Annotated in this window: 22 protein-coding genes; 11 read left to right on the plus strand and 11 right to left on the minus strand. The window is 71.0% G+C overall.

The window, feature by feature from the left end; all coding sequences use genetic code 11:
• Positions 1-136 precede the first annotated feature (136 nt).
• Positions 137-898, plus strand: a complete 762-nt coding sequence (locus ACZ66Z_RS31185; RefSeq protein ID WP_469938846.1) for a phosphoglyceromutase — start codon at positions 137-139, stop codon at positions 896-898.
• A 78-nt stretch (positions 899-976) separates the two neighbouring features.
• Here ACZ66Z_RS31185 and ACZ66Z_RS31190 read toward each other — a convergent pair whose 3' ends face one another.
• From ACZ66Z_RS31190 to ACZ66Z_RS31215, 6 genes are all read right to left on the minus strand, one after another.
• Positions 977-2,212, minus strand: a complete 1,236-nt coding sequence (locus tag ACZ66Z_RS31190) for a tyrosine-type recombinase/integrase (RefSeq protein WP_469938848.1) — start codon at positions 2,210-2,212, stop codon at positions 977-979.
• Between the two features lie 424 nt (positions 2,213-2,636).
• Entirely contained in the window at positions 2,637-2,861 is a 225-nt protein-coding gene (locus ACZ66Z_RS31195; protein ID WP_469938849.1) for a helix-turn-helix transcriptional regulator, read from the minus strand.
• A 240-nt stretch (positions 2,862-3,101) separates the two neighbouring features.
• Positions 3,102-4,760 carry an ATP-binding protein gene (locus ACZ66Z_RS31200; RefSeq protein ID WP_469938851.1) on the minus strand — a complete coding sequence of 553 codons (1,659 nt, stop codon included), beginning with the start codon at positions 4,758-4,760 and terminating at the stop codon, positions 3,102-3,104.
• The gene (locus ACZ66Z_RS31205; protein WP_469938853.1) at positions 4,757-5,314 is read right to left on the minus strand and encodes an HNH endonuclease; all 558 of its coding nucleotides are present in this window, start codon (positions 5,312-5,314) and stop codon (positions 4,757-4,759) included. Before ACZ66Z_RS31205 ends, ACZ66Z_RS31200 begins: the two co-directional genes overlap by 4 nt.
• Positions 5,311-5,763, minus strand: coding sequence for a helix-turn-helix transcriptional regulator (locus tag ACZ66Z_RS31210; RefSeq protein ID WP_469938855.1), 453 nt, complete (start codon positions 5,761-5,763; stop codon positions 5,311-5,313). Before ACZ66Z_RS31210 ends, ACZ66Z_RS31205 begins: the two co-directional genes overlap by 4 nt.
• Positions 5,760-6,149 carry a hypothetical protein gene (locus tag ACZ66Z_RS31215; RefSeq protein ID WP_469938856.1) on the minus strand — a complete coding sequence of 130 codons (390 nt, stop codon included), beginning with the start codon at positions 6,147-6,149 and terminating at the stop codon, positions 5,760-5,762. The genes ACZ66Z_RS31210 and ACZ66Z_RS31215 overlap by 4 nt, the downstream gene beginning before the upstream one ends.
• Positions 6,150-6,362: 213 nt before the next feature.
• On the opposite strand from ACZ66Z_RS31215, the gene ACZ66Z_RS31220 reads away from it, so the two are divergent.
• Both ACZ66Z_RS31220 and ACZ66Z_RS31225 read left to right on the plus strand, forming a co-directional pair.
• Positions 6,363-7,142 (plus strand): GntR family transcriptional regulator, encoded by a 780-nt coding sequence (locus tag ACZ66Z_RS31220; protein ID WP_469938858.1) that lies wholly within the window; start codon positions 6,363-6,365, stop codon positions 7,140-7,142.
• Positions 7,139-7,699, plus strand: coding sequence for a P-loop nucleotide/nucleoside kinase family protein (locus tag ACZ66Z_RS31225; RefSeq protein WP_469938859.1), 561 nt, complete (start codon positions 7,139-7,141; stop codon positions 7,697-7,699). Before ACZ66Z_RS31220 ends, ACZ66Z_RS31225 begins: the two co-directional genes overlap by 4 nt.
• A gap of 897 nt (positions 7,700-8,596) precedes the next feature.
• Here the strand turns inward: ACZ66Z_RS31225 and ACZ66Z_RS31230 are convergent.
• Both ACZ66Z_RS31230 and ACZ66Z_RS31235 read right to left on the minus strand, forming a co-directional pair.
• Positions 8,597-8,953 carry a hypothetical protein gene (locus ACZ66Z_RS31230; RefSeq protein WP_469938861.1) on the minus strand — a complete coding sequence of 119 codons (357 nt, stop codon included), beginning with the start codon at positions 8,951-8,953 and terminating at the stop codon, positions 8,597-8,599.
• A 605-nt stretch (positions 8,954-9,558) separates the two neighbouring features.
• Positions 9,559-10,809, minus strand: a complete 1,251-nt coding sequence (locus ACZ66Z_RS31235) for a beta-ketoacyl-[acyl-carrier-protein] synthase family protein (RefSeq protein WP_469938863.1) — start codon at positions 10,807-10,809, stop codon at positions 9,559-9,561.
• Positions 10,810-10,876: 67 nt separating this feature from the next.
• On the opposite strand from ACZ66Z_RS31235, the gene ACZ66Z_RS31240 reads away from it, so the two are divergent.
• From ACZ66Z_RS31240 to ACZ66Z_RS31250, 3 genes are all read left to right on the plus strand, one after another.
• On the plus strand, positions 10,877-11,494 hold the full coding sequence (locus ACZ66Z_RS31240; RefSeq protein ID WP_469938865.1) for a TetR/AcrR family transcriptional regulator C-terminal domain-containing protein: 618 nt from the start codon (positions 10,877-10,879) through the stop codon (positions 11,492-11,494).
• Positions 11,495-11,725: 231 nt separating this feature from the next.
• A complete protein-coding gene (locus ACZ66Z_RS31245; protein WP_469938867.1) occupies positions 11,726-12,448 on the plus strand; it encodes a hypothetical protein in 723 nt (240 codons plus the stop codon).
• A gap of 117 nt (positions 12,449-12,565) precedes the next feature.
• The gene (locus tag ACZ66Z_RS31250) at positions 12,566-13,033 is read left to right on the plus strand and encodes a GNAT family N-acetyltransferase (RefSeq protein ID WP_469938869.1); all 468 of its coding nucleotides are present in this window, start codon (positions 12,566-12,568) and stop codon (positions 13,031-13,033) included.
• Between the two features lie 56 nt (positions 13,034-13,089).
• Here the strand turns inward: ACZ66Z_RS31250 and ACZ66Z_RS31255 are convergent, their stop codons facing one another.
• Entirely contained in the window at positions 13,090-13,242 is a 153-nt protein-coding gene (locus tag ACZ66Z_RS31255; protein ID WP_469938871.1) for a hypothetical protein, read from the minus strand.
• A 91-nt stretch (positions 13,243-13,333) separates the two neighbouring features.
• Positions 13,334-14,014, minus strand: a complete 681-nt coding sequence (gene phoU / locus ACZ66Z_RS31260) for a phosphate signaling complex protein PhoU (protein ID WP_093874867.1) — start codon at positions 14,012-14,014, stop codon at positions 13,334-13,336.
• Between the two features lie 264 nt (positions 14,015-14,278).
• Between phoU and phoR the strand changes: the two genes are divergently transcribed.
• Both phoR and phoP read left to right on the plus strand, forming a co-directional pair.
• The gene (phoR, locus tag ACZ66Z_RS31265) at positions 14,279-15,508 is read left to right on the plus strand and encodes a two-component system sensor histidine kinase PhoR (RefSeq protein ID WP_469938873.1); all 1,230 of its coding nucleotides are present in this window, start codon (positions 14,279-14,281) and stop codon (positions 15,506-15,508) included.
• A gap of 5 nt (positions 15,509-15,513) precedes the next feature.
• Positions 15,514-16,185 carry a two-component system response regulator PhoP gene (phoP, locus tag ACZ66Z_RS31270; protein WP_465270246.1) on the plus strand — a complete coding sequence of 224 codons (672 nt, stop codon included), beginning with the start codon at positions 15,514-15,516 and terminating at the stop codon, positions 16,183-16,185.
• 73 nt (positions 16,186-16,258) lie between these two features.
• Here the strand turns inward: phoP and ACZ66Z_RS31275 are convergent, their stop codons facing one another.
• Positions 16,259-16,906, minus strand: a complete 648-nt coding sequence (locus ACZ66Z_RS31275; RefSeq protein ID WP_469938874.1) for a DUF461 domain-containing protein — start codon at positions 16,904-16,906, stop codon at positions 16,259-16,261.
• A 629-nt stretch (positions 16,907-17,535) separates the two neighbouring features.
• Here ACZ66Z_RS31275 and ACZ66Z_RS31280 point away from each other — a divergent pair.
• From ACZ66Z_RS31280 to ispF, 3 genes are all read left to right on the plus strand, one after another.
• Entirely contained in the window at positions 17,536-18,018 is a 483-nt protein-coding gene (locus tag ACZ66Z_RS31280; RefSeq protein ID WP_003953493.1) for a CarD family transcriptional regulator, read from the plus strand.
• 317 nt (positions 18,019-18,335) lie between these two features.
• On the plus strand, positions 18,336-19,094 hold the full coding sequence (gene ispD, locus ACZ66Z_RS31285; RefSeq protein WP_469938876.1) for a 2-C-methyl-D-erythritol 4-phosphate cytidylyltransferase: 759 nt from the start codon (positions 18,336-18,338) through the stop codon (positions 19,092-19,094).
• Positions 19,084-19,593, plus strand: a complete 510-nt coding sequence (gene ispF / locus ACZ66Z_RS31290; RefSeq protein ID WP_469938878.1) for a 2-C-methyl-D-erythritol 2,4-cyclodiphosphate synthase — start codon at positions 19,084-19,086, stop codon at positions 19,591-19,593. The genes ispD and ispF overlap by 11 nt, the downstream gene beginning before the upstream one ends.
• Positions 19,594-19,654: the final 61 nt, after the last annotated feature.

Below are 19,654 nucleotides of genomic sequence, written 5' to 3' on the forward strand. Positions count from 1 at the left end.
TCGATGGACATGTGTGGCGGCCCCCTGCTGTACGTAAGCCCTGCTTCCGGCTCTCGTAACTTACGCATCTCAGGTGCCGGACGCCAGCGAATTGACGACGCGCGTCAATCGTCAGCGGTCGATTAGGCTCGTGCGCATGGCCGACGCACCGTACAAGCTGATCCTCCTCCGCCACGGCGAGAGCGAGTGGAACGAGAAGAATCTGTTCACCGGATGGGTGGACGTGAACCTCACCGCCAAGGGCGAGAAGGAGGCGACGCGCGGCGGCGAGCTGCTCAAGGACGCCGGCCTGCTGCCCGACGTGCTGCACACCTCCCTCCAGAAGCGCGCCATCCGCACCGCGCAGCTCGCCCTGGAGTCGGCGGACCGCCACTGGATCCCGGTCAACCGCTCGTGGCGCCTCAACGAGCGCCACTACGGCGCCCTCCAGGGCAAGGACAAGGCGCAGACGCTCGCCGAGTTCGGCGAGGAGCAGTTCATGCTGTGGCGCCGCTCGTACGACACCCCGCCGCCGGCCCTGTCCGACGACAGCGAGTACTCGCAGGCCCACGACGCCCGCTACCAGACGATCCCGCCGGAGCTGCGCCCGCAGACCGAGTGCCTCAAGGACGTCGTCGAGCGGATGCTCCCCTACTGGTACGACTCGATCGTCCCGGACCTCCTCGCCGGCCGCACGGTCCTGGTCGCCGCCCACGGCAACAGCCTCCGCGCCCTGGTGAAGCACCTGGACGGCATCTCGGACGCCGACATCGCGGGCCTCAACATCCCGACGGGCATCCCCCTCGCCTACGAGCTCGACGAGGACTTCAAGCCCCTCAACCCGGGCGGCACCTACCTCGACCCGGAGGCCGCGGCCGCCGCCATCGAGGCCGTCAAGAACCAGGGCAAGAAGAAGTAGGAATAGTGATCATGCCCCTGACCTGCGCACACGGCGCAGATCAGGGGCATTTTCGCGCCCTGGGCCCACCCTGGGCCCTCAGCGCGGAGAGTCGTCCGGCCTCAGGGCCCTGCCGAGGGCAAGCCGTGCGCGGTCACGGCTGCTCGGCATCAGGTGGGCGTAGACCTTCAGCGTGAGCCCCGGGTCGGAGTGGCCCAGGTACTCGCTCACGGCCTTGATACTCTCGCCGGCGTCCAGCAGCACCGAGGCGTAGAAGTGCCTCAGGGCGTGCATGCCGTGCTCCCGCGCGGCGGCGTGCTCCCGGCTCTTTGCCGTGGGAATGACGCCCACCTTGGCCAGCGCGGGCTTCCAGTGGTCCTCGTTCAGTGACGTGCGCCAGACGTGCCCGCCCAGCGGTCCAGTGAAGAGCAGCCGCTTGGTCACCGGCGGACCGCCGGCGCGCATCCAGGGCAGCGTGATCTCGACTGGCGGGAAGAGCTTCATGTGGGCCTTGAGCGCGTCCGCCACGGGGTCGGGCAGGGGTACGTCACGCAGCTTGCCGCCCTTCGGCGGGGCGAACACCGGCTGACTCAGGCTCAGCTTGAGCTGCTGTACGACGTGCAGCGTGGCGTTCTCGAAGTCCAGCTCCTCGACGGACAGCCCGAGGATCTCGCCCTGCCGGAGACCGCATCCGGCGCCCACGTCCACCATGGGCTGGAACCGCTCGACCAGGGCCGCCCGCATGGCGAAGACCCGTTCCGGCGTCCAGGGGACCACCCGCCGCGCGCCCATCTCCGGGAGCGTCACCGTGCGCGAGTTGCAGGGGTTCCGGGGCAGGCAGCCGTCCTCGACGGCCGCGCTCAGGATGGCGCGCACGTTGGAGAAGATGACGCGGGCGTACGAGCCGGACATGCCGGAAGCTTCGAGTTGCGTCACGAACTCGCGGATGTGGCTCGGCTGGAACGAACCCAGCGGCCGGGTCCCGATCCGCGGGAAGGCGTGCAGCTTGAGCTGTGACTGCATCGACGCCTTGGTGTTCGGGTCGCCGCTCTGGCTCGCCAGCCACCGTTCCGCGAACTCCTGGAAGGTCGTCCGAGCTGCGTTCGGGTCGATGTACTGGCCCCGGGCCACGTCCGCGCTGATGCTGCTGAGCCACTGCTCGGCGAGACGCTTCTGCCCGTCGGCGAAGGACTTGGACTTCCGCTTGCCGTCCGGCGCGAAGTAGCGGGCCCGGTAGCGCAGACCGCTGCCGTGGCGGGCGGTCTTGGTGCGAACGGTCTTGCCGCCGGCGTCGGTCTCGGTCTTGAACCAGCGGTCCTGGATGCTGCCAGCCATCTGGGCTGTGTCCTCTCGGTTGGTGGTGTGCCTGCCCTCAGGGAGGGAGGCATGGGGGTGCCGTGGAAGCGGCTGTGGAGGGTGTTCGGGCGGCCGGGGAGGTTGCCTCCCTGCCTCCCTGGATGGGGTTCTGCGCAGGTCACCGGCAGGGAGGCGGGCCAGGGAGGCGCTGAGGGAGTTCTCCCTGCCTCCCTGGCGCCTCCCTGACCGTGACGGGGGCGTGACGGGGGGAGTCACGGCCGTGACGGCCCCCTTTACCCGCCTTACCTCGCAGGTCAGCGGCCTTTACCGCCCCCTCTACCGGGGTAGAGGGCTCCCTCTACCTGAGGGGCTCAGGCGGGGGGTGTGACGGTGGGGTGTGACGGGGGGTGTGACGGCGTCACGGGTAGCGGGGAGGGGCTTTACCTCCCGCTCGGCCGGCGGGTCATGCGGCGGTGTCGTGGGCTTCCTGGTGCTGGACCCAGGTGCGGACGGCGGCGGGGTCGTAGCGGACGTGGCGGCCGACGCGGAAGCCGGGCGGGCCGGTGCGCTGCTTGCGCCAGCGGTAGACGGTCTCGATGGGGACGGAGAACATCGCGGCGATGTCCTCGGGGGTGAGGTAGCGGTCCGGGAGTCCGGCGCGCAGGGCCTCGATCGGCTCGTTGGCCATGGGTTTGGGTGACTCCTCGTGTCCGGTGCGCGGAGGGTGGGAGTGGTGCCGGTGGCCGTCCTGGAGAGTTGCCGCATTTCAGCGTCCGCAGCGTCCCAGCGTCCGCACCGACCAGTCTTCGCAGGTCGGATGGGGTGAGGGTTGCGGACTCTGGTGCGGACGCTGCGGGAACTGGACGGCTGTAGCGTCCGCAGCTCCGGCCGTGTCCGGGCCGCTGGTGTGCGGCCCGGTCCGGCATCGTCAGTACTGCTCAGAGGGCTTGTGGCCCTGTCCGATCGGGGGTACGTCGGGCCACAGGGAGCCCGTCTGGGGCTCGGACGCTGTCCCCTGCGGGAGGTCGGTCCGGGTCAGGATGAGGAGCTTGTGTCGGTGCCGGTCCCGGCTGCGTTGCGTGTCGTCCACGGTGATGCCGATCGACCGCAGGAGCGGGGCGAGACGCTTGACCTTCCCGCCGGCGCGGGTGGCGTCCTTGGGCCACGTGGGCGGCCGGATGCCGCCACCCGGGGGCTGGGCGTGCTCCAGGAGCTGCGCGGCGGTCCCGGTCCAGGTGCCGCACTGCTCGACCAGCGCGGCGACGGCCGAGCCGAACGGGTCGCCCTCCAACGCGTCCCCGGCGACGTTCGCGGACGCGGCCAGGTAGTCGTTCAGCGTCGTCCACTCCATGACCTGGTCGACGGCCGCGAGGATGCGGGCGAAGTCGGCCATCCGGGGAAGCGAGTCCAGCTTCACGTGAGGCAGGACGGCGAGGACGGACGCGAGGAGGTCGAAGAGTGAACCGAGAACGGCCGGCCGGATGGTCTCGAACGCGGTCGCCAACTCCTCCTCCGTACGCCGCTGCTCCGGCTCGATCAACTGCAGGTCGAGCATGAGCAGCCGCTCCGCCAGGTCCCCTGCGAGAGCTCCGGCGTCGATGGTCGTCATGGCCAGCACCCGGCGGAAGGAGAGGACCACGACGTCGTCGTCGGTGTAGAGGGCCCGGTCGACGATCCCGTCTCCGGTGACCGCCTTGCACAGGGTGTCGGAGAGCCACTGCGGCAGGGTGGAGATGTTGTCCAGGCACAGGGCCCAGGAGCTGAACGCCTGTGTCGCCCACGCCTTGTGGTCCCTCGGCTGGGAGCGTTTCGCGGCCGGGGAGGGGTCGATCAGGTTGACCATCATCTGCGCGGCGGCGGACTTCCCCGTGCCCTGCTCGCCCTTGAAGGTGAGGACGGGGTGGGGGATGGTCGGCATCCACGCGGCGATCAGCCATGTGACGAGTTGCCGGAAGGCGGACTCGTTCATGTTCAGCAGGCTGTGGAGCATGGACAGCCCGTCCCCGAGAAGGACCGGTGCGGGCATGGGCGCCATGGCCCCGGACCGGCGGAAGAGGACCGGGGAGCGCTCGACGACGTGCCAGCCGCCGGCGGTGACGGTGACCGCGCGGCCGTCGGCGGTGCCGAGGTCGACCACGATCGTTCCGGCGTCGTCGTGCCCGACCCGCAGGTGCACCGGCACCGGGTCGTCCGACTCCGCGATGCCCTCCAGCACGGTCATCGCGTCCGCCAGAGCCGACTGAGAGGCCACGTCCCCGTCGAACGTCTCCGCGTACAGGCGGGCGAGACGCTGCCGGACGCCGGACCGGCCGCGCAGAGGCAGGGCGATGTTCGGGCCGTCGATCGCGACCGCGTAGGGGCGGCCGTCGGTCGACATGACGAACCGGTACCGCTCCCGAGCAAGGGCGACCAGCCGCACGGCGGCCGACGGCTTCTTGCCCCCGTCGTCGACCGGCGGGCGCGTGTTCACGGACCCCCTCCCGGTGTTCACGGCCGACTGCCCGGTGTTCACGGGCGCCGGGTCGGTCGACCGGGCGGAGTCGACCGGTCGGGCGGTTCCGTTCACCGGCTTGGTGGTGCTGTTCACGCGCTCACCCCTCGATCGGTCGACTGCTCACAGGTGTTCATCCGGGCCGTACGCCGCCGCTGGTCGAGTCGACCGACCCGCACGCGACGCTCGGCCGGTTCGCGATGCTTTGCCTGGTCAGCGGTAGACCGTGCGGCCGATGAACGGGCGTGAAGAATCCGCGCGAGCATCAGCCAGTCGACCCGGTCCGGCCCGAACCGGAACGGCTCCGAGTCGGCCGACGAGTCGGGCGCAGGGGACGGCAGGTCGGTCGGGGCGTCGGTCGGCTGAACACCCTTGAACGCGGGGTCGGTCGACCAGACCAGCAGCAGCGCGAGCGACAGGAACAGTCGGTCGGCCTTGGCGTGGTTGCAGGGCTGGCAGGCGAGCACGAGCGCGTTCGCGGACCACGACCGGTAGAGCGAGATCGGCACGACGTGATCCATCGTCGCCTCACGCAGATCGCGGAAGCGGTGCCGGCAGTAGGCGCACCGCCAGCCGTCGCGGGCCGCGAGCTGGACCTTGCGGGCGCGGCGGCGGGCGGCGTTGAGCCGTGGAGAGGCGTGCAGGCTCACCGGGCCACCCCGGAGACGTCGACCAGGTCGAGCACGGTCCGCAGCGCGGCGGACAGGGAGCCCAGGTGCATGGCCATGGCGGTCGGGCTCGCCGTGCCGAGGTCGAGGTTCTCGACCCGGCTCAGCGCGTCTCGGGCGGCCGTCAGCAGGACCGGCGGCACCGGCACCACGGCGGGCGCCTGCGGGGCCAGTTCCTTCGGGCGCATGGCGGGCCACAGGTCCCACACGGTCGTCCCCAAGACGCGGGCGACAGCGTGGGCGTGACGGGCGTAGGGGCGCCGTCCGGGCTCGTTCACCCACCGCTCGACGGTCTTGGGGTCCACCTGGAGCGCTTCGGCGAGTTCGGCGTAGGTGAGACCGGCTTCGACGACGGCCGCCGCCAGCCGCATGTTCCCCTCGGCGAGTACGGGGGTCGGCAGCTTCAACGGGGTCTCGGGTGTGATCGTCACAGCGCCGCCTCCAGCCCGAACACGCGGGTGATCGCGGAGCCGACGCAGCGCAGGTACTCGAACGGCGGCATGGCGTGGCTCCGGGGCGCGTCGCCCCGGTAGATGGCCATGACGCGTTCGGACCGCTGGTCCAGGGAGAGGAGATCCGTGGTGATCAGCGCGAACCGAACCGAGTCGCGCACGACGTCGTCCCTGACCAGGTCCGTGTACTCCAGGCACACGCCCGGCGTCGTCACCAGCAGCGTCAGCAGCTCCGCGAACGACACATGCGCTGCGACGGGGATGCTGATCCGTACCGGCTCGTTCGGGTCCGGGTCGCCGAACGCGTCGACGTGACCGCCGGCCGGGCGACTGACTAACCCAAGAGCAAGAGATCCAGGCATCATGGGAATACCCCTTCGTGGGTCGGGGAGCGGCTATCTGCTTGGCGGTAGGGAGCCGCTCCCTGCTTCGTCCTAGGCCACTGACCAGGACTTTTCCATGCCTCAGCCCCCATGCAGGGAGCCGTACCCGCTTCGATCGAACCGACCGGCGGGCACATCCCTAAGGTTCCCTAGGGCACCCTAGGGTGTCAAGCGGTACGCTAGGGAACGCATCCAATGAGCAAGGGAGTTGACGTGGTGTCGGATCAGGCCGGCCATCGGGCGCCGTACGCACGGATCGCCGCGCACTACGAGGAACTGATCACGTCCGGCCAGCTTCAGCCGGGCGAGCTGCTGCCCAGCATCAAGACCCTCTCCCAGGAGTGGAGCGTCAGCACCGCGACCGCCGAGAAGGCACTCCGGAAGCTCCGCACTGACGGGCTCGTCCGGGGTATCCACGGCATCGGCACTGAGGTGATCGACCGCCCCGCTCCCATGTCCTCCGGCGCCCAGCGGCAGGACCGGGGCCGCCGTAGTGGGTCGAGCTGGGGAGCGGGCGAACGATCCGACTCCCACAAAGCAGCGGTGGTCTCGGCGCCGGCCGACGTGGCGCAGGTGCTCGACATCGAGCCAGGCGCGGACGTGATCCGCCGTAGCCGCGTCTACCGTGACCGGCACGGCATCGTCGCGCACTCCACGTCGTGGATCCCAGTGCAGTACGGGAAGCTTGTCGCCCAGCTTGCGGAGAGCGAGCGTCTGACCGGCGGAACGTCCCTCCAGCTCATCGCCCAAGCCACGGGACGGCCGATCACCCGCCGGATCGACACCGCGTCGGCCCGACTCCTGACGCCGGCGGACGCGGAGCTCCTGGAGCTGGACCCCGCAAATCCGCCCACGGAACCGGTGGTCGTGATGACCGCGAAGTTCGTCGACAGCGGGGACCACGTCGTGGAGTACGGCGTGGACCTCGGCGGCCCGGGCCGGACGTGGCTCACGGAGTCGGAGCTCGCGCAGTGACGGCGGACCAGGCCGCGGGGCCCTTCTGCGTGCTCATGGCGGGGCTTCCCGGGTCGGGCAAGACGACGCTCTCGCGCGCGCTCACGGCTCGCGGGTTCGTCCGGCTGTGCCCGGACGAGGAGATGTTCCGCCGACACGGCGTGTACGGGGTCGACTTCCCGCGGGGCACGTTCCCGACCCTGGAGCGCCCAGTGCTCGAAGAGATCGCCGTGGAGCTCGGTGACCACCTCCGAGCCGGCCGCAACGTGGTGGTCGACCACGGATTCTGGACTCCCGACGACCGTGCCCGGTGGATGGCGATTGCCACGGACGCCGGCGCCCTGCCGCTGCTGGTCTACCTCGAAGCGAGTCACGAAGAGCTCTGGTCGCGGGTGAGCCAGAGGAACGCTCAGCACGAAGCTGATCCGAACTCGATCTACTTCTCGGAGAACGACCTGGCCCGCTACCGGACCCGGTTCGTCCCCCCGGAGGCTGCGGAGCCTCACGTCCTCTACAGAGGTGACCCCGAGTCGGTGCTGAAAGCGCTCGAAGGGGCTGGGCTGAAAACTGAGTGCTAGACGCTAGATCGCAGGTCAGGAGCCCATTCGCCTGCTAGCGCCCCTGCTAGACCTAGCGGCAACGGCTGCTAGACCTAGCAGGGGCGCTGCGGTGTCAGGAGGTGTCATGCGCGGGTGTCAGGGCAGTGTCACGCGAGGTGTCAGAGCGCGTGACACCCACGTTCGCCTAAGGGTTTGGGTGTCAGGGGCCCGTGACGGTGTCAGACATCAGGCCGCTGTCAGGCCCGGTGTTCCGATCGGAGAGAGATCGAAGACGGGTGCCCTGCGGGCACGCGACCTTTGGCAGCTCGCTCCGCTCGCGCTGCGGCGATCGCCGTCGGAAGCGGGCCGGTATGCGCTCTTCGCCTTGTCGCTTGTCTTGTCGCCCATCCGGAGGCGCCCGCTACATCGGTCCTTGCGCGCCCAAGGGCCCTCTGACCTGCGGGGCGACAAGCGACAAGACAAGCGACAAGACAAGCGTCAGCGCTCCGTCCTCGGGACCGAGGGGCCCTGAGCGGTAGCCGCGTACAGACAAGAGGAGCACGCCGCGCCCGCCCGGGGTGCTCCTCTTGCCTGTACGCAGTTCCGTGACACGGGAGGTTCAGCGTCCGACGGCCGTTCTGCCCTAAGAGCGCTCTGGCCTGGGGTGACGCGCTTAGAGGGGAGTAGATCTCGCGGACGCTGCGGATGCTGGCGGACGCTATGAATCTTGTTTAGCGTCCGCACGGGAGTCGCAGGTCAGGAACCGTACGGGACGGGTTGCGGACGCTGCGGACGCTGTTTTCCCTCAACTTTCCAGGACGAGAGGAAGAGGCTTTTCAGTGGCGGGGTGGCCGAGGGTGCGCACCGTTCTCCGACCCTTTGAAAAGCCCTCCCGGAGCTCCGTGCAGCGGCAGGTGCCCGGGGCCAGGCAGTGGGTCAGTTCACAGCTAGGGTGCCCTGTTCTGTCTCGTAGAAGGACAGCCCGCGGCGGATGTCCTCGCGGGTGTACGGCATCGGCTCGAAGTTGCCGATGATCAGCTGGTAGTTCTCAGATGCACCGGGAACCTTGAACGAGAAGTCGACTGAACAGCCCTTGACCAAGGCGTGGCCCCGCGTGATGCCGCCTTCGATCTTTCCAGTGCCGAGGACGGTGCCTTCGCCATCCGTCACGCGAACCTCCTGCCCGAGCTGTGTTTTTGCGTTCGGCGGGGGCGTGCACGGTGCGTTGAGCTCGGCACCGGCACCGTTGTTGGCCAGCATGACGTCGATCCCGCCGCTGATGGCGAGCATCACGGGGGAGGGCGTCGCGGTCGGCGGTGTGCCTCCCGCTTCTTCCGAGGTGCTTGTGCAACCCACCAGACCAACCACACTCAGAACCGCGCCACAAGCCCACAGCGTTCTCATACGTCCCACCCCTTGCATCCTGCGGACAGACCGTCCACCGCAGGTAGCGTGCACCCTACATAGGCGTGTTCCGTTCCAGCTCGCCTTTCTTCGGCGGCCGGCGGTAGCGGCCCCGCCGGCCGGTTCCACTCACCGCCTCACGCCGAGATTTGGCATGGCGGTCGGACGGCAGCTAACGGCTAACACGCTGCTCACGGCTGGTTTGGCCCGCTAGCGGGGGCGCTAACGTTAGCGGGCCGTACCGCTAGCGCTAGCGGCTTTGGCGGGCCCTGGGCTGGGCCCTCTCTGGGCCCTCCGAGGGTGACCGGTGACGACCAACAGCGACCAACAACGACCGCTCGACCGCAGGTCACTTGGGGTGCGCGACCCTCTGACCAGGGGCGGAAAACGGGCCCGCCAGACCCAGGGCAAGAAGAAGTAACCCTTTTGTTCTCTTATCTCCGAAAGAGCCCCCTCCCTGCGGTTTCCCCGCTGGGAGGGGGCTTCTTCGTGGGTCAGGGCGTGCGGGGCGCGTGGGGGCGGGGGGCGGTGACGACGAGTGAGACGTTCTGGCCGCCGAAGCCGAAGGAGTTGCTGAGCACGGCCTCCTGGGGGACGTCCCGGCGCTCCGTGACGACGTCGAGGTCGATGTCGGGTGCGACGCCGGCCGCGGCGAGGTTGCGGGTCGGCGGGATGACGCCGTGTTCCACGCTGAGGACGGCGATGAGCGCCTCGATCGCGCCGGCCGCGCCGAAGAGATGGCCGAGCGCGGCCTTGGGGGCCGTCACGGTGGCGCGGCCGAAGACCTCCCCGATCGCGCGCGCCTCCGCGACGTCGCCGACCGGGGTCCCGGTGGCGTGGGCGTTGACGTGGCCGATCCGCTCGGGGGCCAGGCCGGCTTGTGCGAGGGCCTTGCGCATGGCCGAGATCTGGCCGGAGCCGTCGGCGGCGGGGGCCGTGATGTGGTGGGCGTCGGCGGCGATGCCGGCGCCCGCGAGCACCGCGTGGACGCGGGCGCCCCGGGCGGCGGCGTGCTCGGCGCTTTCGAGCACCACGACGGCGGCGCCCTCGCCGAGGACGAATCCGCTGCGGTCCGCGGCGAACGGCCGGGACGCCGAGGCGGGTTCGGCGGCGTGCCGCGACAGCGCCTGCGCCTGGGCGAAGCCGGCGACGGTGATCGGGGTGATCGCGGCCTCGGTCCCGCCCGCGATGACCACGTCCGCCTCGCCGGCGCGGATGAGCCTGGCCCCCAGGGCGATCGCCTCGGCACCGGAGGAGCAGGCCGAGACGGGCGTGTAGACCCCGGCCCGGGCGCCGTACTCGATGCTGATCAGCGCCGCCGCCGCATTGGGCATGAGCATCGGGACCGTGCGTGGCGAGACGCGCCGCACCCCGGTCGTCTCCAATATGTCGTCCTGCTCCAACAGCGTGCCCACACCGCCGATGCCCGTGCCGATCGCCGATGCGAGCCGGTCCGGATCCACCTCCGGGGCGCCGGCGTCGGCCCAGGCCTCGGCCGCCGCGGTGAGGGCCGCCTGCTGCGAGCGGTCGAGCCGCCTGGCCCGTGCCGGCGGCAGCGACCCGGCGGGGTCGCTCGCCATCGTCCCCGCGGCGACGTCGGGAAGGCCGGTGGCCCCGTGGCCTCGCAGGGCGCCGGCGCGGATGCCGGACTCGCCGGCGAGCAGGGCTTTCCAGGTGGACTCCACGTCTCCGCCGAGTGGCGTGATCGCGCCGAGTCCGGTCACGACGACCTCGGTCCGGTGCATGCCTTTCCACCTTTCTTGTATGCGATACAAGCGAACAGGCCTTTGTTGTATCACATACAATTCGGGGGTGGAGAAGAAGCGAACCGAAGCCCGGGCGACGTCGGCGCGGCCACGTGACCGCGGTCGCGCGACGAGGCGCCGGCTGATCGAGGCGACCGCACGGCTCTGCAAGGAGCGGCCCGGAGCCGAGGTGAGCGTCGCGGAGATCGCGAACGCGGCGGGCGCCTTCCCCAACCAGGTCACCTACTACTTCGGCTCCAAGGACTCGCTGCTCGTGCACGCCGCCTTCCTCGGGCTGCTGCACGACGCCCGGCGCATCGAGCGCATCGGACGCCAAGCCCCCGACGCGGCCGCGTTCCGGCGGAACATCGCCCGCGCCGTACTGGCCATGCCCTCGCTCCCGTCGGTCGCGCGGGCGCTCGCCGCGGCGATCTCCAGGCCCGAACTCGCCCCCGTGGTCGACCGGCACCTCCAGTTGCTGTTCCGGCAGTCCGAGCACTTCGTGCGCCGGCTCGTCGACGGTCGCGGCTGGAGCGCCCGCCGACCGCTCGACGTGGAGGCCAGGACGTTCTGGAGCACCGCGCTCGGCGCGGTGCTGCTGGTCCGCGCCGGAGCGCAGGGCACGGGTGCCGATCTCGACCTCGCCGGAGCGCTGACCATCCACGACGGACCCGGGCCCGGCTAGCCCGGCCGCGCGGGCCCGCGGCGACGGCGTGCGTGGTTCCCGCGCGACGGCGCCGCAGGCGCGGGGAGTCCGTCGTGCTCCGGGGGCGTTCCGCAGGTGTTCCGGGGGCGTTCTGGGGGCGTACCAGGTGTGTGACATCGCGAGCTGGGGCGCTGTGCCCGGGGGCGGCCGTTGCTACGTTTCCCGGAGGGGGCGGCCGCGTGGGGCCGTCCGTGAAGAGGGGGACTTCCGATGAACGCCGACCGTCTCAGACCTGCTGTCCTCGCGCTTGCCGCCGGCGCGCTGGCCGTCGTCCTCACCGGCTGCCAGGAGGGCGGCACCGCCGCCGGCCCCGCGCCCGCCGCGAGCACCGCGGCCCCCGCGCCGGCCGGAGCGGGCGGGGACGCCGGGCCGAGCTCCGCCCCCGCCGCCCCCTCCACCGCTTCGACCGTCGCTCCGGTCGTGAAGAAGCCCGCCGCCCCGAAGACCGACGCTCCCGAGCCCACGGCCCCGCCCGCGCCGAAGCCCCAGCCCAAGTCCAAGCCCCAGCCCAAGTCCAAGCCCAAGTCCACGCCGACGTCCGGGCCCGCCGCGGCCGGTGGGGACTGTGTCGACTCGCCGCCCGGGCCCGACGACGTCGACCCCGCCGCGTTCGCCCTCTACCGGATCGAGGAGCTCGACGGCAGCACCGGGAAGGTGAACCTCGTCGTCCAGCACGGGGCTTGGGGCTGCCCTTCGGCGGACTCCGACGGCGTTCCGTTCGTCGGCACCGGGGAGGAGAGCCGCTGGGCGCTCGACCAGGCCGCGTACGTCACCGTCACCAACCCGATCGTCAGCAGCTCCACGAACCGCCGGATCGGCGTGCAGGAGCTGATCGACTGGGTCCGCGCCCACCCCGACTCGGGGCTCGTCTTCCGGTACGAGACCGGGGACGACGGGGCGATCCACCGTCTCGAAGAGGTCTACGCACCGTAGCCCCGCCCTCGCGCCGGACGGGCGAGGGCGAAACCTGCCGACCGTGATGTCGCCGCGCGCGTCTGCGCCTCGATATTCGCGCGCGGTGACCGCGGGTCCGTCGTTACCGTCCACCGCATGAGCACGTCACTTCGCCTGGAGCAGGTCACCCCCGCCACCATCGACGCCGCACTCGCCCTGCGCGTCCATCCCCATCAGGAGCGCAACGTCGCCCCCGTCGCGCACTCCCTCGCGGAGGCGTACGCCTTCGGAGAGAACGCCTGGCCGCGGCTGATCTTCGACGGCGACCGGCTCGTCGGCTTCCTGATGGCCTTCCTCGACATCCGGTGGAACGAGGAGAAGGACCCGGACGACCGGCGCAGCGGCCTCTGGCGGCTCAACATCGCCGCCGACGCCCAGGGCAAGGGGTACGGGCGCTTCGCCGTCGAAGCCGTGCGCGACGAACTGCGGCGACGCGGCGAGCGGCGGTTCCACGTGACCTGGGAGCCCGGCGGGGACGGCCCCGGCGCCTTCTACGAGCGGCTGGGATTCCGTACGACCGGCGAGACCAGCGGCGGCCAGACCGTCGGCGTGCTCGACATCTAGGAGCGGGCGGGCGGGGGCGGGGTGCGTGCCCGCACCCCGCCCCCGCCCCTCACCGGTCAGCCCGAGCAGCCCCCGCACTGGCACGGGGAGCCCGACTGGCAGCCGCAGCCGCAGCCCGAGCCGCAGCCGCAGGCGCCGAGCACGGGCAGGAACACCGCCTCACGCGGCGCCTCCGTCCCGGATCCGGTCGTCATGGGGGATTCGGCCATGGGGGTCCCTCCCTTTCGAGGCGCGTCTCGCCTCCCCCCATTGCATGCCCACTCGGACCGGCGCATCAACGGCGCATCGGCGCCCGTGCGCCTATGCGCCCTCCACCGGCGCGTCCGCCGCCTGCAGCTCGTCCGCGTGCTCGCCCGTCACCAGGTAGACGACGCGCTTCGCCACCGACACCGCGTGGTCCGCGAACCGCTCGTAGTACCGGCCGAGCAGCGTCACGTCCACGGCCGTCTCGATGCCGTGCTTCCAGCGGTCGTCCATCAGGTGCTGGAAGAGCGCCCGGTGCAGCAGGTCCATCTCGTCGTCGTCCTGCTCCAGCTGGAGCGCCAGGTCGACGTCCTTCGTGATGATGACCTCCGCCGCCTTCGCCATCAGGCGCTGCGCCAGCTGGCCCATCTCCAGGATGGTCGCGTGCAGGTCCCGCGGCACCGCCGTGTCCGGGAACCGCAGCCGCGCCAGCTTCGCCACGTGCTGCGCCAGGTCGCCGGAGCGCTCCAGGTCGGCGCTCATCCGCAGCGAGGTCACCACGATCCGCAGATCCGTCGCCACCGGCTGCTGCCGGGCCAGCAGCGCTATCGCCCGCGCCTCCAGGTCGTGCTGGAGGTCGTCGACCTTCTGGTCCGCCGCGATCACGCTCTCGGCGAGCTTGAGGTCCGCGTCGAGCATCGCCGTCGTGGCGCGCCCGATCGCCGACCCGACGAGCCGGGCCATCTCGACCAGGCCCTCGCCGATCGAGTCCAGTTCCTCGTGGTACGCGTCCCGCATGGATGTCCCTCTCTACGCAAAGCTCCGGGGTCCGGGTGGGGCTCGGACCCCCACGCTCCCACGTTCGGCCCCCTGTGCGTCCGGTTTCACCCCCTGATGTGAACCGGCACTTTCCCCCAGGTGAACTCTGGGCGACACGCGCCACCCCGGTCGCCGGGGCAAATGAACCACCCGGGTCTCCTCGGTGAACTCTGGGCGACGACTGTTCGAGCAGCCGCTCGGACGGCTGGGAGAGTGTCCGTGACCCCGCATAACCTTGGGGACATGGACGTGAACGCGGCGGTCGCCGCATTGGCAGCGATCGCCGGAGTGTGCACCGGCGTGATCGCCGTGCTGGCGTTCCGCTGGAGCGAGCGCGACCAGGCGCGACCGACCCGTACCTCACTGCACACCGACGCCGTGCTCCCGCCCGGCGTCGACACCGTGCTGTCCGTGCTCCGCTCCTCCGCGGTCGTCCTCGACGAGAGCGACTCCGTGGTGAAGGCGAGCTCGGCGGCGTACGCGCTCGGCCTGGTCCGCGGCGGCAAACTGGCCGTCGAGCCCATGCTCAACATGGCCCGCGACACCCGCCGCGACGGGGAGATACGGCAGGTGGAGCTGGACCTGGCCCGGCGCGGCACCGGACGCGGCGAGGTCCTCGCCGTCTCCGCCCGGGTCGCCCCGCTGGGCTCGCGGCTCGTGCTGCTCCTGGTCGAGGACCTCACCGAGGCCCGCCGCATCGAAGCGGTGCGGCGCGACTTCGTCGCCAACGTGAGCCATGAGCTCAAGACCCCCGTCGGCGCGCTCTCCCTGCTCTCCGAGGCGGTCATGGACGCCTCGGACGACCCCGAGGCGGTCACCCGCTTCGCCGGCCGGATGCAGATCGAGGCGACCCGGCTCACCAACCTCGTACAGGAGCTCATCGACCTCTCCCGCGTGCAGAACGACGACCCGCTGGAGGACTCCGAGCCGGTGTCGGTGGACGAGCTGGTCGCCGAGGCGATCGACCGCTCCCGGCAGCCCGCCTCCACCAAGCAGATCAGCATGGTCTCCGGCGGCGCCGCCGGCCTGTACGTGTGGGGCAGCCGGGGCCAGCTCGCCGCGGCCCTCGGCAACCTCGTCGAGAACGCCGTCAACTACTCGCCGGCCCGCACGAGGGTGGGCATCGCGGCCCGCCGCGTCGCCGCGCCCTCCGGCGACGTGATCGAGATAGCCGTCACCGACCAGGGCATCGGCATCCCCGACAAGGACAAGGAGCGCGTCTTCGAGCGCTTCTACCGCGTCGACCCGGCCCGCTCCCGTGCCACCGGCGGTACGGGACTCGGCCTGGCCATCGTCAAGCACGTGGCCGCCTCGCACGGCGGGGAGGTCACCGTCTGGAGCACCGAGGGTCAGGGCTCCACCTTCACCCTGCGGCTGCCCGAGGCGGGCGCCGTACGGGACCGCCGGTCCGACTCTTCCCCCACCCCAGATCTCATGACCGAACCGCTTCCCGCCCCGGAGGTCCTTCCGTGACCCGAGTGCTCGTCGTCGAGGATGAGGAATCCTTCAGCGACGCCCTGTCGTACATGCTCCGCAAGGAAGGGTTCGAGGTCGCCGTCGCGGCGACCGGGCCCGACGGCCTCGACGAGTTCGAGCGCAACGGAGCCGACCTCGTCCTCCTCGACCTGATGCTTCCGGGCCTGCCCGGTACCGAGGTGTGCCGCCAGCTGCGCGGCCGCTCGAACGTCCCGGTGATCATGGTGACCGCCAAGGACAGCGAGATCGACAAGGTCGTCGGCCTGGAGATAGGGGCCGACGACTACGTGACCAAGCCCTTCTCCTCGCGCGAGCTGGTCGCCCGCATCCGTGCGGTGCTGCGCCGTCGCGGGGAGCCGGAGGAGGTCACCCCGGCGGCCCTGGAGGCCGGCCCGGTCCGCATGGACGTCGACCGCCACGTGGTGACGGTCTCCGGCGGCAAGGTCGACCTGCCGCTGAAGGAGTTCGACCTGCTGGAGATGCTGCTGCGCAACGCGGGCCGCGTGCTGACCCGCATGCAGCTCATCGACCGGGTGTGGGGCGCGGACTACGTCGGCGACACCAAGACCCTCGACGTCCACGTCAAGCGCCTCCGCGCCAAGATCGAGCCCGACCCCGGCGCGCCGCGGTACCTCGTGACGGTGCGGGGCCTGGGCTACAAGTTCGAGCCGTAGACACGCGAGGCGTGCGGTACGCCGAAGGGGCGCCCCCGGACGGGGGCGCCCCTTCGCGCGTGACCGCGTGCCGTCAGTGGCCGGCGGTCGTCGCCTCGCCCGACGCCGGGGTCCCGGCACCGTGCGAGGCCTCGCCCGAGGGGGAGGCCGGGGTGGCCGGCGTGCCGGTCGGCGCGGGGGTCGGCGTGGCGGCCGGAGGAGCCGGGACGGTCTCGGGGCCGAAGTCCGCGAAGTAGCTCGTCGCCGGGACGATGAAGGCGTTCAGGGCCACGTCGCCGGTCTTGCTCAGCTTGAAGACGACCTTCTGCGCGTCGCCGTTGCGGGCGGCCTCGGAGCCGTTCTCGATGACGGCGGAGGCGTTGCCCTTGCCGCCGATCAGGACGGAGCCGTGGGCCGGGACGGTGATCGGGCCGGTGCCCTCGGCCGCCTTCAGCTTCACGACGGCGGTCGTGCCGGGCAGGCTGATCGCGTCGATGGTCTGCGGCAGGCTGCCGTTGTTGAAGACGGCGGCCGAGACGGCGGCCGGGCCCTTGACGCCGGGCTCGGGCTGGGTGACGACCAGCGCGTTCTGGATCTTGACGTCGTCGACCGTGACGGCGGCGTTGTCCGGCCGCACCTCCAGCGTCTGCGCGTCGTTGCCCGCACCACAGGCGGACAGCGCGGCGATGGAGAACACGAGGGCGGTGGCGGCGAGGGCGCCGCGTCGAAGGCTGCGGCTCACGGCGGCGGCATCTCCTAGGACGTACGGACGGGCGTGGGAACCGAGGGACAGCTAAGGGTGTGTCAGCGCGCTTAGGTTACCGAGCCTCCCTCCGCGTCCCGCACCCGACCCGCCCCTAACCGGTCGCGGCCGTCCCCCGGGAGGCACCGCCGGGACGCCCGCGCACCCGTCGTACATCGGCCCGTGTGGCCGGATCACGCCCCATTGACCCGGTGTTCACATAACCGCCTTGATCAATTCGGAGACGTCCCCGCATTCCCCGCAGCCGCCCGCGCGGAAAATCCCGCACCGGCATCACTTGATGTCCACTGATCAATTTCGGGAATCTCCCCCACATGCATCCGTACGGGTGACCGATCCTCGAACGGAGTACGTGAAGAAGGCCACTCCGAACCCGACAAAACAGGACATCACCCCTCCTTGGGGGGTCTCCGGGCATGTGTAACGTGTGCGTTTCTCTCCGTCCGCACAGCCGCTCCGACCTGCGAATACCGCCTTCCGCAAGGCCTCCGCAGCACGTCCCTGTCACCGTTGTCAAGCCCCGAGATATGCCCTGACCTGCGAAAACGCCATTCAGAAGAAGCCGAATCCGTGTTACCCTGGATAGCCACGGAAGGGGTACCTGTCACATGACGTTCAAGGTTGGCGACACCGTGGTCTATCCCCATCACGGGGCCGCGCTGATCGAGGCCATCGAAACTCGCCAGATCAAAGGCGTGGACAAGACCTACTTGGTGCTCAAGGTCGCGCAGGGCGACCTGACGGTTCGCGTGCCGGCGGACAACGCGGAGTTCGTCGGTGTTCGCGACGTGGTCGGTCAGGACGGGCTGGACCGGGTCTTCGAGGTGCTGCGTGCGCCGTACGCCGAAGAGCCGACGAACTGGTCCCGTCGCTACAAGGCAAATCTCGAGAAGCTCGCCTCCGGCGATGTCATCAAGGTCGCCGAAGTGGTGCGTGACCTGTGGCGTCGTGAGCGCGAGCGCGGACTTTCCGCAGGTGAGAAGCGCATGCTCGCCAAGGCTCGGCAGATTCTGGTGAGCGAGCTGGCCCTCGCGGAGAACACGAACGAGGACAAGGCCGAGGCTCTCCTCGACGAGGTCCTCGCGTCCTGAGCCGCCACTCCGCGATGAAGCACGGCGGAGTGGCGAAGTAGTGAGCGATGCCGCGGTGCCCGCTGGCGTACTGTGATCCACACAGTACTGTCGCCGGGCGCTGCGGCATGTTCGCATACGTATGCGGCTCGGCCCTGTGGCCGCACCGCTGCAGTAACCCGCACCCCCTGAACTTTCTCTCCACGTCCGAGCCCCTGTGCCGACGCGGCCACGCCTCGACCGTCGTCACGGAAAGGGCCCGGTCAAGGCGGAGCGTCCGGCACGGTGAAGGCCATACCCATGTCGGCCGCGGAAACAAACCTGCCGGAGTGCAACCGATGTCAGACGAAGAGCGTCCCCGTCGTACCGCCGTGGTGATCCCGGCCGCAGGGCGGGGCGTACGCCTCGGCCCGGGCGCCCCCAAGGCGCTCCGCGCGCTGAACGGCACCCCCATGCTCGTCCACGCCGTCCGCGCGATGGCCGCCTCCCGCGCGGTCTCGCTCGTCGTCGTGGTCGCGCCCCCCAACGGCGGTGTCGGGGCCGCCGAGGTCAAGAACCTCCTCGACGCCCACGCCCTGCCCGAGCGGACCGACTACCTCGTCGTCCCCGGCGGCGAGACCCGCCAGGAGTCCGTCCACCTCGGCCTCCAGGCGCTCCCCGAGGGCATCACCACCGTCCTCGTCCACGACGCGGCCCGCCCCCTGGTCCCCGTCGAGACCGTGGACGCCGTCATCGAGGCCGTACGGGACGGAGCCGTCGCCGTCGTCCCCGCGCTGCCCGTCGCCGACACCGTCAAGGAGGTCGAGCCGGCCGAGGAGCCCGGCGGCCCCGAGCAGGTCGTCGCCACCCCGGTCCGCGCCCGCCTCCGCGCCGTTCAGACCCCGCAGGGCTTCGACCGCGACACCCTGGTCGACGCCCACGCCACCGTCGCCCTCACCGGTGAGGGCGCCACCGACGACGCCGGCATGGTCGAGAAGCTCGGCGCGCCCGTCGTCGTCGTGCCCGGCCACGAAGAGGCCTTCAAGGTGACCCGCCCCCTCGACCTCGTCCTCGCCGAGGCCGTACTCGCCCGCAGGAGGGCCAACGATGGCTTCTGAGCCGCCGCTTCTTCCCCGTACCGGCATCGGCACCGACGTCCACGCCTTCGAGAAGGGGCGGGAGCTGTGGTGCGCCGGCCTGCTCTGGGAGGACTCCGACAGCGACGGCTACGGCCTCGCCGGGCACTCCGACGGCGACGTCGCCGCCCACGCCGCCTGCGACGCGCTCTTCTCCGCCGCCGGCATCGGCGACCTCGGCGCCCACTTCGGCACCTCGCGCCCCGAGTGGTCCGGCGCGTCCGGCGTCGCCCTGCTCGCCGAGGCCGCCCGGATCGTCCGCGCCGAGGGGTACGAGATCGGGAACGTCGCCGTGCAGGTCGTCGGCGTGCGCCCCAAGATCGGCAAGCGGCGCGACGAGGCCCAGAAGGCGCTGAGCGAGGCGGCGGGCGCGCCCGTCTCCGTCTCCGGCACCACCACGGACGGACTCGGCCTCACCGGCCGCGCAGAGGGCCTCGCCGCCCTCGCGACCGCACTCGTGTACCCCGTCGTCACCCCGTAGCGCCCCGAGAGCGGTGAAAAACGTCATCGGTGACCCCGATCAGGTCGCGGGGCACCACCAC

Source organism: Streptomyces sp. NPDC107498 (genome assembly GCF_055582805.1).

Excerpts from the sequence above, each read along its gene's own strand:
- ACZ66Z_RS31280 (WP_003953493.1), top strand. The coding sequence starts at position 17,536 with ATGACGTTCAAGGTTGGCGACACCGTGGTCTATCCCCATCACGGGGCC.
- phoU (WP_093874867.1), bottom strand. The coding sequence starts at position 14,014 with ATGCGGGACGCGTACCACGAGGAACTGGACTCGATCGGCGAGGGCCTG.
- ACZ66Z_RS31185 (WP_469938846.1), top strand. The coding sequence starts at position 137 with ATGGCCGACGCACCGTACAAGCTGATCCTCCTCCGCCACGGCGAGAGC.
- ACZ66Z_RS31255 (WP_469938871.1), bottom strand. The coding sequence starts at position 13,242 with ATGGCCGAATCCCCCATGACGACCGGATCCGGGACGGAGGCGCCGCGT.
- ACZ66Z_RS31220 (WP_469938858.1), top strand. The coding sequence starts at position 6,363 with ATGAGCAAGGGAGTTGACGTGGTGTCGGATCAGGCCGGCCATCGGGCG.
- ACZ66Z_RS31190 (WP_469938848.1), bottom strand. The coding sequence starts at position 2,212 with ATGGCTGGCAGCATCCAGGACCGCTGGTTCAAGACCGAGACCGACGCC.
- ACZ66Z_RS31245 (WP_469938867.1), top strand. The coding sequence starts at position 11,726 with ATGAACGCCGACCGTCTCAGACCTGCTGTCCTCGCGCTTGCCGCCGGC.
- ACZ66Z_RS31215 (WP_469938856.1), bottom strand. The coding sequence starts at position 6,149 with ATGATGCCTGGATCTCTTGCTCTTGGGTTAGTCAGTCGCCCGGCCGGC.
- ACZ66Z_RS31250 (WP_469938869.1), top strand. The coding sequence starts at position 12,566 with ATGAGCACGTCACTTCGCCTGGAGCAGGTCACCCCCGCCACCATCGAC.
- ispD (WP_469938876.1), top strand. The coding sequence starts at position 18,336 with ATGTCAGACGAAGAGCGTCCCCGTCGTACCGCCGTGGTGATCCCGGCC.
- ACZ66Z_RS31235 (WP_469938863.1), bottom strand. The coding sequence starts at position 10,809 with ATGCACCGGACCGAGGTCGTCGTGACCGGACTCGGCGCGATCACGCCA.
- ispF (WP_469938878.1), top strand. The coding sequence starts at position 19,084 with ATGGCTTCTGAGCCGCCGCTTCTTCCCCGTACCGGCATCGGCACCGAC.
- phoR (WP_469938873.1), top strand. The coding sequence starts at position 14,279 with ATGGACGTGAACGCGGCGGTCGCCGCATTGGCAGCGATCGCCGGAGTG.
- ACZ66Z_RS31195 (WP_469938849.1), bottom strand. The coding sequence starts at position 2,861 with ATGGCCAACGAGCCGATCGAGGCCCTGCGCGCCGGACTCCCGGACCGC.